The following is a 12,671-nucleotide window of genomic DNA, read 5'->3' as shown; positions in this document are numbered from 1 at the left end:
CGGCCCCGCGAACCGCTGAACGGCCCGGCTACCCCCGCGCTCTCAGCACCGCCCTGTTCACCACCCACAACACGATGCCGACGGCGACCAGGACGCCCGCCCGGACGTACACCTCGGCGGGGCGCTCGGCGAGCGGGCTGGCGAGGACGAGGGCGGTGGTCGCGCCGATCACGGGGAGCGCCGTGGGGACGCGGAAGTGCCGGTGCGGGACGCGGTCGCGGCGCAGCACCAGGACGCAGACGTTGACCACCGCGAAGACGCACAGCAGCAGGAACGACGTCGTGTCGCCGAGCCCCTCGATCTCGCCCGTGCAGACCAGGACGACGGCGAGCAGGGAGACGAAGGCGATGCCGGCGACGGGGGTGCGGCGGCGGGGCAGGACGCGGCCCATGGCGGCCGGCAGGATCCGCTCGTTCGCCATGCCGTAGCAGAGCCGTGAGGCCATCATGATGTTGATCAGCGCGCTGTTGCTCACCGCGAAGAGCGCGATCACGGCGAAGAGTTCGTGCGGGAACGCCACCCCGCCCGCCTTCACCACCTCCAGGAGCGGGCCGCTGGAGTTCTCCAGCGTGGCGGAGTCGACCAGCAGCGAGGAGACCAGCGCCACCAGCACGTAGATCGTCCCGGTGAACGTCACCCCGATGAAGATGGCGCGCGGGAAGGTGCGCACCGGATCCTGCGTCTCCTCGGCCATGTTGACGGAGTCCTCGAAGCCGATGAACGCGAAGAAGCCCAGGGCGGTCGCCCCGAGCACCCCGCCGAGCAGCGCGTACCCGGTGGAGCCCGCCTCCAGGTCGCCCATCCGCGCGGGCTCCCCACCGCCGGTGAGCACGGCGTACGCCCCGATCGCCAGGACGATCAGCAGGCCGGTCAGCTCGACGAGGGTGAGCACGACGTTTGCCTTCACGGACTCCGAGACGCCCCGCAGGTTGAGCGCGGCGAGCAGCAGGACGAACAGGACGGCCGTCAGGGTGGGCGGCACGGCGCCGCCGGTGAGCTCGGCCATGTAGTCGCCGCCGAAGGCGCGGGCCGCCGCGCTCGCGGACGACAGGCCCGAGCACATCACCATGAAGGCGACGATGAAGGTGACGAAGGGGAGTTTGAACGCCTTCTGCGTGTAGAGGGCGGCGCCCGCCGCCTTCGGGTACTTGCCGACCAGTTCGACGTACGAGGCAGCCGTCAGGAGGGCCACCACGAAACCGATCGCGAACGGCAGCCACAGGGCGCCGCCCACCTTCCCCGCGACCTTGCCCGTGGTGGCGTAGATGCCGGTGCCCAGGATGTCGCCGATCACGAAGAGGATCAGCAGCTTGGGCCCGATGACGCGTCTGAGCGCGCCGTCCTCCGCGCTCGCCGTGCCGGTGGACGTCTCCGCGGTGGACATAGGCGGCCTCCCAGACCTGCCGACCGGGTCTCCCCGAGGGCTCCGGCGGCCGCGCGAGCGCGTGGCAGCAGGACCGCCGGGGGTGACCGGAGTGTGGAGGTCTGGATGCCCACCAGGGCGCCCGGAATGCCTGATTCGGCCGGCGTCCCGCCTTCGTGTGGTGCCGGTTACCGCCTTCGCGTGGGGTTCCGGGACCGAGGCTGACGGCCGCGTCCCTTCCCGTCACCGTCCCCGCGGCGGCCCCGTCACCATCCCGCTCCGAGAGCCCGAAGGCCGATCACCCGTCCTCAGAGGTCCCTGACCAGCGAGTCCGCGTGGCCGCCGCCCGACTCGGCGACGATCTCCTCGGTGGTCTGCGCCGGGCGCACCACCGCGAACCGCACCTTCCCGCCCGCGCCGGCCGCCACCGCCGATGGGGCGCCCTCGACCGCCCCGGCCCCCTCGACCGCCCCCACCCCCTCCGCCGTGAAGCCGAAGACCGCAGGACGCGGCAGGGAGTTGTACGCGTAGTGGTGGGCGAAGTAGTACGCGCCGGTGTCCAGGACGGCCGCGTAGTCACCCGGACGGAGCAGCGGCAGGGCGCGGTCCCGGGCGAGCAGGTCGCCCGCGAAGCAGGCGGGGCCCGCGATGTCCTGGGCGACCTCGTCCCCGGTCCTGGGCCGGCCCTCGGCGTCGTAGCCCGCGACCCTCAGCGGCCAGGACTCGGGGGCGTAGACGGTGCGCGCGGCGACCTGCACGCCTGCGTGCGTGACGGCGATCGGGCGGCCGCCGGACGTCTTGGTGTACTCGACCCGGGCCAGCACGACCCCGTGCTTCGCGAGCAGGGACCGCCCGAACTCGGTGACCAGGCCGTACCGCCCGTCGAAGAGCCCCGGCACCCTCTCGGCGAGCAGCCGTGCGTACTCGGCGTAGGTCGGGGTCTGCTCGTCGGAGGAGAAGTTGACCGGCAGTCCGCCGCCGATGTCGATGGTGTCGATCTGCCGCCGGCCGGCCTTGGCGTTGATCTCCTCCGCCAGCTCGTAGGTGGCCGCCAGCCCCTCGGCGATCAGCTCCAGGGCGACGCCCTGGGAGCCCGAGTGGGTGTGCAGCCGGGTCAGCCAGGGCCGGTCCAGGTAGGCGCGCACCACCCATTCGCGGGCGCCCTCGTCACGCAGCGCGACCCCGAACTTGGAGGTGGCGGTGGCCGTGGAGAGCGCCTCGATTGCGCCGCTGCCGGTCTGCGGGTTCACACGGATGCCGAGCGGCGAGGGAGCGCCGTGCCCCGCGGTGGCATCGGCTCCGGCGGCGTGCTCCCCGGTTCCGGGAGCGTGTCCGCCGGTCGTGCGCGCCGGCACCAGCGCGTCGATGCGCGCCAGCTCCTGCGCGTTGTCCGCGTTGAGGGCGACGCCCAGCTCCAGCGCCTCGCGCAGTTCCCCGTGCGTCTTGGCGGGGGAGTCGAGCACCATGGCCGCGGCGGGGATGCCGGCGGCCCTGGCGAGCGCCAGCTCCCCGGGGCTCGCCACCTCCGCGCCGAGGCCCGCCTCCCGCAGCAGTCGCAGCACGGGGACCAGCGGGGCGGCCTTCACCGCGAAGGCGTGCAGCACGGGCGTGCCGGGCGGGGTCACCGCGGCGAACGCGTCCCGGAGCTTGGCGGCGGAACGGCGGATACCGGTGACGTCGAGCAGCGCCACGATCGGGATCTCCGGGCCGAGGAGCCCCTGGGCCACGGCCGCCCGCACCGCGGCGTCGCGGCGCACGGCCGACGCGTGCCGCCGCCCCGCTCCATGGGCGCCCCCGTGCGCGCCGGCGGGCTCCCCGCCGTCCACGCCGGCTCCCGCACGGGCGCCCACGGCCCCGTGCGCCCCGGCGGCTGCACCCTGGTGCGGACCGCCGCCCACGCCCTCACCACGCGCGCCGTGCTCACGGTCCGCGCCGCTCTCGTCCACGACACCGTCCACGACGCCGTCCATGGTGCCGCCCACGCTGCCGTCCACGACGTCCATGCCGCCGTCCACGGCACCGTCCGCAACGCCGTCCACGCTGCCGTGCCTGCCGTCCCTGCCGTGCCTGCCGTGCCTGCCGTCGTCCATAGGGCCCCGGTCCATCCGTTCCGCGGCGTGGCCGCCGCACCTCCACTGATCCACGGGCGCCGCTGTGGCCGTGCCGCGGCGCGGGCGCCCGTGGCCGGTCCACGCAGTGCGCTGCGATGGAACCAGCGTGTATGGAACCAGCGCATATGGAACCAACGCACTGGGTCCCCGCTTACCTTCCAGCCAATCACCCCGGATTCGCCGCGCAGCCCACGGGGCCCGCGTCCCGTGCGGCCGGGGTCCGTGCCGCGTCTGGCGCGCACCGCCTTGTTGACTAGTTCTATTCAGCGGATCAGGATGTGAATAACCAACGTAACGCCCGCGAGGAGGCGCCCTATGTCAGGACCCAGCCCGAGGCCCGTACGATCCCCGCGCGGCACTGAGCTGAGCGCGCTGGGCTGGCCGCAGGAGGCCGCGCTGCGGATGCTCCAGAACAACCTGGACCCCGAGGTCGCCGAGCACCCCGAGCGGCTCGTCGTCTACGGCGGCACCGGCAAGGCCGCCCGGGACTGGCGCTCCTTCGACGCGATGGTGCGCACGCTCAGGACGCTCAAGGCCGACGAGACCATGCTCGTGCAGTCCGGCCGCCCCGTCGGCGTCCTCACTACCCACGAGTGGGCGCCGCGCGTGCTCATCGCCAACTCCAACCTGGTCGGCGACTGGGCCACCTGGGAGGAGTTCCGCCGCCTGGAGGCGCTCGGCCTCACGATGTACGGCCAGATGACGGCGGGATCCTGGATCTACATCGGCACGCAGGGCATCCTCCAGGGCACCTACGAGACGTTCGCCGCGGTCGCCGCCAAGCGGTTCGGCGGCACGCTCGCCGGGACGGTCACGCTCACCGCGGGACTCGGCGGCATGGGTGGCGCGCAGCCGCTCGCCGTCACCATGAACGGCGGCGTGGTCATCTGCGTCGACTGCGACCCGCGCGCCATCGAGCGCCGCATCGAGCACCGCTACCTCGACGTGCGTGCCGAGTCCGCGGCCGACGCGCTGCGGCTGGCCGTCGAGGCGCGCGATGCCCGCCGGCCGCTCTCCATCGGCCTGCTGGGCAACGCCGCGGAGGTGCTGCCCCAGCTGCTCGCCGAGGGCGCCCCGATCGACATCGTCACCGACCAGACCAGCGCCCACGACCCGCTGGCGTACCTGCCGATCGGCGTCCCCTTCGAGGAGATGGCCGGCTACGCCGCCGAGAAGCCCGCCGACTTCACCCAGCGCGCCCGGGAGTCGATGGCCCGGCACGTGGAGGCCATGGTCGGCTTCAGGGACGCGGGCGCGGAGGTCTTCGACTACGGCAACTCCATCCGCGGCGAGGCCAAGCTCGCCGGGTACGAGCGCGCCTTCGACTTCCCCGGCTTCGTGCCCGCGTACATCCGCCCGCTGTTCTGCGAGGGCAAGGGCCCGTTCCGGTGGGCGGCGCTGTCCGGCGACCCCAAGGACATCGCCGCAACCGACCGCGCCATCCTCGACCTCTTCCCGGAGAACGAGTCGCTGGCCCGCTGGATCAAGCTGGCCGGCGAGCGCGTCCACTTCCAGGGACTGCCGGCCCGGATCTGCTGGCTCGGCCTCGGGGAGCGGGACCGCGCGGGCGAGCGGTTCAACGACATGGTGGCCAGCGGCGAGCTCGCGGCCCCGCTCGCCATCGGCCGCGACCACCTGGACACCGGCTCGGTGGCGTCCCCGTACCGCGAGACCGAGGGCATGCGCGACGGCTCCGACGCGATCGCCGACTGGCCCCTGCTCAACGCCATGGTGAACGTCGCCTCCGGCGCCTCCTGGGTCTCCATCCACCACGGCGGCGGGGTCGGCATGGGCCGCTCCCTGCACGCCGGCCAGGTGACCGTCGCCGACGGCACGCCGCTGGCCGGCGAGAAGATCCGCCGCGTCCTCACCAACGACCCCGCGACCGGCGTCATCCGCCATGTCGACGCGGGCTACGAGACCGCGGAGGCGGTGGCCGAGACGCGGGGCGTGCGGGTGCCGATGCGGGAGGACGGGAAATGACGGGTGTGAGCGGGGGCTCGCCGTCCGGCGTGGCGCGCGAGCCCGCCAGGACCGGCGGCGACGCGCCCTCCTTCCGCGAGATGTGGCGGGACCTCGCGCCGATCGGGCGGAACGCCACGAGCGGCGGGTACCGCAGGTACGCGTGGACCGGCGCGGACGGCGAGTGCCGTGACTGGTTCCGGGCGCAGGCGGAGGGCCGCGGGCTCGCCTACGAGGTGGACGGGAACGGCAACCAGTGGGCCTGGCTCGGCGACCCCGCCCGGGGCGGCGCCGTGGTGACCGGCTCCCACCTGGACTCCGTCCCGGACGGCGGCGCCTACGACGGCCCCCTCGGCGTCGTCTCCGCGTTCGCCGCGCTGGACGAGCTGCGCGCCTCCGGCCGGATACCGGACCGCCCGCTGGGCGTCGTCAACTTCGGCGACGAGGAGGGCGCACGGTTCGGCCTCGCCTGCGTCGGATCCCGCCTCACCGCGGGACGGCTGACCCGCGCGGAGGCGCACGAGCTGAGGGACGCCGACGGCGTGAGCCTGCCGCGGGCGATGGAGGCGGCCGGGCTGGACCCGGACGCCCTCGGCCCCGACCCGGAGCGGCTCGCCCGGATCGCCGCGTTCGTCGAGCTGCACGTCGAGCAGGGCCGCGCGCTGGACCACACCGGCGACCCGGTCGGCATCGCCTCGGCCATCTGGCCGCACGGCCGCTGGCGCTTCGACTTCCGCGGCGAGGCCAACCACGCCGGCACCACCCTCCTCGCCGACCGCCGCGACCCGATGCTCGGGTACGCCGAGACCGTGCTCGCCGCCCGCCGCGAGGCGGAACTCGCCGGGGCGCTCGCCACCTTCGGCAAGGTGGCCGTGGAACCGAACGGCGTCAACGCCATCCCCTCCCTGGTCCGCGGCTGGCTGGACTCCCGCGCCCCCGACCAGGCCACCCTGGACACCGTCGTCGGGGCCGTCGAGCGCGCCGCGCGCGAGCACGGCGCACGGCACGGCCTGGACGTGGACGTGGTCCGCGAGTCGGCCACCCCCGTCGTGGAGTTCGGGCACGCCCTGCGCGACGAGATCGGCCGCATCCTCTCGGCGGGCGCCGGCCTCTTCGGCGAGGCCCCCGGACCGGCCCGGACGGCCCCGGGCGCGCGGAGCGTTCCCGTGCTCCCCACCGGCGCGGGACACGACGCCGGGATCCTCTCCGGAACCGTCCCGACCGCCATGCTGTTCGTCCGCAACCCCACCGGCGTCTCGCACTCCCCGGCCGAGCACGCCGCCGAGGCGGACTGCCTCACCGGCGCCCGGGCCCTGACCGAGGTGCTGTGGGGGCTCACCCGAGGGCAGGACCTCACATGACGGCGGAGACGGCCTCCGGGGTCCCGGCGGGCCCGGACACCCCCTCGGGCCCCGGCCCCGGCAGGTACTGGCTGGAGTACGCCTGGCTCGGCACGCACGTCGAGCCGGGCGTGGCGGTCGACGTCCGCGACGGGCGGATCGCCGCCGTGCGCACCGGCGTGGCGGCCCCGACCCAGGGCGCCGAGCCGCTGCGCGGCCTCACGCTGCCCGGCCTCGCCAACGCCCACAGCCACGCCTTCCACCGCGCCCTGCGCGGCCTGGTACAGGTCGGCACGGGCACCTTCTGGACCTGGCGCGAGCTGATGTACTCGGTCGCGGACCGGCTCACCCCGGAGGGCTACCACCGCCTCGCCCGCGCCGTGTACGCGGAGATGGCGCTCGCCGGGATCACCACCGTCGGCGAGTTCCACTACCTGCACCACGCGCCGGGCGGACGGCCCTACGCCGAGCCCAACGCGATGGGCGAGGCCCTGATCGCCGCGGCCGAGGAGGCCGGCATCCGGATCACGCTGCTGGACACCGCCTACCTCTCCTCCGGGTTCGGCGCCCCGCCCGACGGGCACCAGCGGCGCTTCTCCGACGGCACCGCCGAGGCGTGGGCCGAGCGCGCGGCGGCGCTCCGTGGGGCCCCGCACGCCCGGATCGGGGCGGCCGTGCACTCGGTGCGCGCGGTCCCCGCGGACCAGCTGGCCACCGTCGTCGCGTGGGCCGCCGACCGCGACGCACCGCTGCACGTGCACGTCTCCGAGCAGACCCGGGAGAACGACGAGTGCCGCGCCGCGCACGGCTGCACCCCGGTGCGGCTGCTCGCCGACCACGGCGTGCTCGGGCCCCGCACGACCGGCGTGCACCTCACCCACCTCGCCCACGAGGACATCCGGCTGATCGGCCGCTCCGGCACGGGCACCTGCATGTGCCCCACCACGGAACGGGACCTCGCGGACGGCATCGGACCCGCGACCGCGTTGCAGCGCGCGGGCAGCCCCCTCTCGCTGGGCAGCGACAGCCACGCCGTCATCGACCTGCTGGAGGAGGCGCGCGCGATGGAGCTCGACGAGCGGCTGCGCACCCGGCGCCGCGGCCACTGGACCGCCGCCGCGCTGCTGCGCGCCGCCACCGCGGACGGCCACGCGGCGCTCGGCTGGCCGGACTCGGGCACCATCGAGCCGGGTCGCTGCGCGGACTTCGCGACGGTGGCCCTCGACTCGGTGCGCACCGCGGGCGCGCCGACCCGGCTGGGCGCCGAGACGGCGGTCTTCGCGGCCACCGGCGCGGACGTCCGGCACACCGTGGTGGCGGGCCGGCACGTCGTGCGCGACGGTGTGCACACGCTGGTGCCCGACGTGCCCGCGGAGCTGGCCGCCGCCATCGGCGCACTGAACGGCTGACCCGCGGGGAGGACGCGAGGCCCCCAGGACCCGCCGCACGAGCTCCAGGGCCTCTCACGCCAGGACCCTCCAGGACCCCGAAAGGACCGGATGACCACCCCGGAGAACATCCACGCCAGCCCCGCGGCCCCGGCCCACGAGCCGCACCCGGGCGCCACCGGCACCACCGCGATCACCGGCACCACCGCCATCACCGGCATCGGCGCCCTCGTCACCAACGACCCGTCCCTCGGCGACGGCTCCGCGCTCGGCCTGGTCCGGGACGCGGCCGTCGTCCTCGACGGCGACCGCGTCGCCTGGGTGGGCCCGACGGGCCGTGCACCCGCCGCCGACCGGCACCTCGGCGCGGAGGGCCGCGCCGTGCTGCCCGGCTTCGTGGACTCCCACTCCCACCTGGTCTTCGCAGGGGACCGCACCGAGGAGTTCAACGCCCGGATGTCCGGCCGCCCGTACACCGCGGGCGGCATCCGCACCACCGTGGCCGCCACCCGCGCCGCGGGCGACGGAGAACTTGAGGCCACCCTCACCCGCCACCTGCGCGAGGCCCTGCACCAGGGCACGACGACCTTCGAGACCAAGTCGGGCTACGGCCTGAACGTCGAGGACGAGGAGCGTGCCCTGCGCGTCGCCGCCCGGCACACGGAGGAGGTGACGTTCCTGGGTGCGCACATCGTGCCGCCCGAGTTCGACGACGATCCGGACGGCTACGTGTCGCTGGTCACCGGCCCGATGCTGGACGCCTGCGCGCCGCACGCCCGCTGGATCGACGTCTTCTGCGAGCGCGGCGCCTTCGACGCGGACCAGGCCCGCGCGGTGCTGACCGCGGGCGTGGAGAAGGGGCTGGTGCCCCGGGTGCACGCCAACCAGCTCACCACGGGCCCCGGCGTCCGGCTCGCCGTGGAGCTCGGCGCGGCCAGCGCGGACCACTGCACCCACCTGACCGACGAGGACGTGGCCGCCCTCGCGTCCGGCGGCACGGTGGCCACGCTGCTGCCCGGCGCGGAGTTCTCCACGCGGGGCGCCTGGCCCGACGCGCGGCGGCTGCTGGACGCGGGTGCGACGGTCGCGCTGTCCACGGACTGCAACCCCGGCTCCTCGTTCACGTCCTCGCTGCCGTTCTGCATCGCCCTCGCGGTGCGGGACATGGGGATGACACCGGACGAAGCGGTCTGGTCGGCCACGGCTGGGGGCGCGGCGGCGCTCCGGCGCACGGACGTGGGCCGCCTCACGCCCGGCGCCCGAGCCGACCTCACCCTCCTCGACGCCCCGAGCCACGTCCACCTGGCCTACCGGCCCGGGGTGCCGCTGGTCACGGCGGTATGGCGGGCGGGGGCGAGGGTGCGGTAGGGCCGGCCCCGGTGCCGCTGCGGGGGCTTCGGCGGGGTCCGTTTCCGGCCACGGGCCGGTGAGGCTGTGCCCCGACAGGGGCGCGGGGAACTGCGCGAGCAATGGGGGCGCGCTCGCAGCCGGCAGCGGGCCTCAGCGGTCGCGGTGCTGCCCCGCAGGGGCGCGGGGCGGTATGCGGCTCCGCCGCGTGGGCGCGCCCAGCGACGACACGCCTGCCGCGGGCTCGGGGCCGAGTTCCGGCGGGGTCCGTTTCCGGCCACGGGCCGGTGAGGCTGTGCCCCGACAGGGGCGCGGGGAACTGCGCGAGCAATGGGGGCGCGCTCGCAGTCGGCAGCGGGCCTCAGCGGTCGCGGTGCTGCCCCGCAGGGGCGCGGGGCGGTATGCGGCTCCGCCGCGTGGGCGCGCCCAGCGACGACACGCCTGCCGCGGGCTCGGGGCCGAGTTCCGGCGGGGTCCGTTTCCGGCCACGGGCCGGTGAGGCTGTGCCCCGACAGGGGCGCGGGGAACTGCGCGAGCAATGGGGGCGCGCTCGCAGTCGGCAGCGGGCCTCAGCGGTCGCGGTGCTGCCCCGACAGGGGCACGGGAAAGCCCCGAAACGCCTCATTCCCGGCCACCGGCCGGCACGCGTTCCGGGGCTCAGCAAGCCGTCAGGCTCACCCCGCTTACTCCTCCAGGGTCAAACCCTTACGGAGCCGCCCCAGGGTCCGGGAAAGCAACCGCGAGACGTGCATCTGGGAGATCCCCAGCTCCTCACCGATCTCGGACTGCGTCATGTTCGCCACGAACCGCAGCGAGAGGATCTTCCGATCGCGCGGCCCGAGCTGCGCGATCAGCGGCTTCAGGGACTCCACGTACTCGATGCCCTCAAGGCCGTGGTCCTCGTACCCGATGCGGTCCGCGAGCGCGCCCTCGGAGTCGTCCTCCTCGGGCTGGGCGTCGAGCGAGCTGGCCGTGTAGGCGTTGCTGGCCGCCATGCCCTCCACGACCTCGTCCCGGGACAGGCCGAGGCGGTCGGCGAGCTCGGCCACCGTCGGCGCGCGGTCGAGCTGCTGGGCCAGCTCGTCCCCTGCCTTGGCCAGGTCGAGCCGGAGCTCCTGGAGGCGGCGCGGCACCCGCACCGACCACGAGGTGTCGCGGAAGAACCGCTTGACCTCGCCGACGATGGTGGGCATCGCGAAGGTGGGGAACTCGACGCCGCGGCTGAGCTCGAAGCGGTCGATGGCCTTGATCAGGCCGATCGTGCCCACCTGGATGATGTCCTCCATCGGCTCGCTGCGGGAGCGGAACCGCGATGCGGCGAACTTCACCAGGGCGAGGTTGAGCTCCACGAGGGTGTTGCGCACGTAGGCGTGTTCGTGGGTGCCCTCCTCCAGCGTCTCCAGACGCTGGAACAGGGTCTTGGACAGGGCTCGGGCGTCGACCGGTCCCACCGTGTCGTACGGCGGTATCACCGGAAGGTCGGTCACGCCCTGAGAGAGGTCGGCTCCAGCGGCGTGGTCCGCGAGCCCGTCCGCGAGGTCAGGGGAGGGAGCCGACGTCGCCTGGTCAGTGTGCGAAGCGTCGAGCCGGGGTGACATGATGTCCTCCATCGTTCTCGGCATACGGCTGCCGAAGCCACTTCCTGGACTGTGGTGTCCGGCGCCTCCAAGGCCGACGGTGTCCGAATGTTGTCCCTCTAGGCCTACCCGGTTTCGAGTACTCGCCGCAACCCTTAATTAGTCCCAAATGTCCGTTTCTGGGGGGTTGTTCGGGTACCCGAGGGCTGGCCACAGGGCGTAATCTGCGACAGAGTCAAGCAATCCCCACGACGCTCGGGAGAGAGACGCATGGACCGCGGGACGGTCGGCAGTACGCGCAAGGGCCGGCTGCACGTCGAGGTACGCGAACAGGGCTCCACCGCAGTGGTGACCCCGGTGGGAGAGCTGGATCACGCCACCGCGGACGTGCTGCGCGAGCCGCTGGAGGCGTGCCTCGACAACGGTTGCACACGGGTGGTGGTCGACTGCTCCGGCCTGGAGTTCTGCGACTCCACCGGCCTCAACGTGCTGCTCGGGGCCCGCCTGAAGGCGGAGGCCGAGGGCGGCGCGGTCCACCTGGCCGGAATGCAGCCGGTGGTGGCCCGGGTCTTCGAGATCACCGGTGCCGAGGCCGTCTTCACCGTGCACCCCACGCTCGATGCGGCTCTCGCGGAGTGAACGGATCGAACCGAGCGCTGCACCTCGGTTCCCCCTGTGTGATCGGTGCGTAACCGGCGTCACAGCCCCCGCGTCGAATTAGTGGGTGTTCTCACGGTTCGGCCGGGCAGAAGACACGTGGATCCGTCGTCATCCGATGGGGCCGGGCGGGCGCGCTCCGGCCATCGGAACGGCTACGGGCGAGGCAACGGCTGTGCCTGACAATCTGAATGTTGAACTGGTGAATCGGTGAGGTGAAGCGCTGATGAGCACCACCCGCCCGGGCTCGGGCGACAGCGGCCCGGAGCCGGGCGCCGAGGGCGCCACCGCGTCCCGGCACACCTACTCCGCGCCCGGTGCCGCCGTTCCCACCGACCCCGGCCCGGCCGCCTCCGCGCCGAGCAGCGCCGCGGGCATCGTCGACACGCCCGACGCCGGGGACCGGCTGGACGCCCGAGGGCGCCGCACCCGCCGCCTCAGCTTCCGTGATGCCACCGGCATCGTCCCGCTGGCCAGGGACTTCACCCGGCAGGCCCTGCGCGCCTGGGGGTGGCTTCCGGCATCCGGTGCCGACCAGCGCGCCGCCGCCGAGGACGTGCTGCTGGTCGTCTCCGAACTGGTCACCAACGCCTGCCTGCACGCCGAGGGCCCCGAGGAACTGTGGCTCGGCTGCGACCGCAAAGTACTGCGCATCGAGGTGTCCGACCGCGGCGCCGGCCAGCCCGCCCCGCGCACCCCGCACCGCGCGGGGCGCCCCGGCGGCCACGGCATGTTCATCGTGCAGCGCCTCTGCCTGGACTGGGGGGTCATCCGCACGCCCGGACTGCCGGGCAAGACCGTCTGGGCGGAACTCGGCTCCCCTTAGCGCCGGCCGCCGGGGCCCAGCAGACGCCCCGGCGGCCGTGATGATGCGTCAGCGCACCGCAACCAGTTCTGTTCTGCCCTGGATGTGACCCTTTCGCCCT

9 protein-coding genes are annotated in these 12,671 nt (G+C 74.3%); 6 read left to right on the top strand and 3 right to left on the bottom strand.

Annotated elements, in window-relative coordinates; translation table 11 throughout:
- Nucleotides 1-28: 28 nt before the first annotated feature.
- Both Sm713_RS25090 and Sm713_RS25085 read right to left on the bottom strand, forming a co-directional pair.
- On the bottom strand, nt 29-1,384 hold the full coding sequence (locus Sm713_RS25090) for an APC family permease (RefSeq protein WP_212912358.1): 1,356 nt from the start codon (nt 1,382-1,384) through the stop codon (nt 29-31).
- Between the two features lie 287 nt (nt 1,385-1,671).
- Nucleotides 1,672-3,333 carry a diaminopimelate decarboxylase gene (locus Sm713_RS25085; RefSeq protein ID WP_212914814.1) on the bottom strand — a complete coding sequence of 554 codons (1,662 nt, stop codon included), beginning with the start codon at nt 3,331-3,333 and terminating at the stop codon, nt 1,672-1,674.
- Between the two features lie 456 nt (nt 3,334-3,789).
- Between Sm713_RS25085 and hutU the strand changes: the two genes are divergently transcribed.
- From hutU to hutI, 4 genes are all read left to right on the top strand, one after another.
- Complete coding sequence (hutU, locus tag Sm713_RS25080; RefSeq protein WP_212912357.1) at nt 3,790-5,457, top strand: urocanate hydratase; 1,668 nt, start codon at nt 3,790-3,792, stop codon at nt 5,455-5,457.
- Nucleotides 5,454-6,797 (top strand): allantoate amidohydrolase, encoded by a 1,344-nt coding sequence (locus tag Sm713_RS25075; RefSeq protein WP_212912356.1) that lies wholly within the window; start codon nt 5,454-5,456, stop codon nt 6,795-6,797. Before hutU ends, Sm713_RS25075 begins: the two co-directional genes overlap by 4 nt.
- Nucleotides 6,794-8,185 (top strand): formimidoylglutamate deiminase, encoded by a 1,392-nt coding sequence (locus Sm713_RS25070; RefSeq protein ID WP_212912355.1) that lies wholly within the window; start codon nt 6,794-6,796, stop codon nt 8,183-8,185. The genes Sm713_RS25075 and Sm713_RS25070 overlap by 4 nt, the downstream gene beginning before the upstream one ends.
- A gap of 90 nt (nt 8,186-8,275) precedes the next feature.
- Nucleotides 8,276-9,532: an imidazolonepropionase gene (gene hutI, locus Sm713_RS25065; protein WP_212912354.1), complete on the top strand. Its 1,257-nt coding sequence runs from the start codon at nt 8,276-8,278 to the stop codon at nt 9,530-9,532.
- A gap of 662 nt (nt 9,533-10,194) precedes the next feature.
- On the opposite strand, the gene Sm713_RS25060 is transcribed toward hutI, so the two are convergent.
- Complete coding sequence (locus Sm713_RS25060) at nt 10,195-11,121, bottom strand: RNA polymerase sigma factor SigF (RefSeq protein ID WP_212912353.1); 927 nt, start codon at nt 11,119-11,121, stop codon at nt 10,195-10,197.
- 237 nt (nt 11,122-11,358) lie between these two features.
- On the opposite strand from Sm713_RS25060, the gene Sm713_RS25055 reads away from it, so the two are divergent.
- Entirely contained in the window at nt 11,359-11,727 is a 369-nt protein-coding gene (locus tag Sm713_RS25055) for an STAS domain-containing protein (RefSeq protein WP_212912352.1), read from the top strand.
- A gap of 244 nt (nt 11,728-11,971) precedes the next feature.
- The gene (locus Sm713_RS25050) at nt 11,972-12,571 is read left to right on the top strand and encodes an ATP-binding protein (RefSeq protein WP_212912351.1); all 600 of its coding nucleotides are present in this window, start codon (nt 11,972-11,974) and stop codon (nt 12,569-12,571) included.
- The last annotated feature ends 100 nt before the right edge of the window (nt 12,572-12,671 follow it).

Source organism: Streptomyces sp. TS71-3 (genome assembly GCF_018327685.1).
Classification (GTDB): domain Bacteria; phylum Actinomycetota; class Actinomycetes; order Streptomycetales; family Streptomycetaceae; genus Streptomyces.
This window is presented reverse-complemented; position numbering and strand designations above follow the sequence as displayed.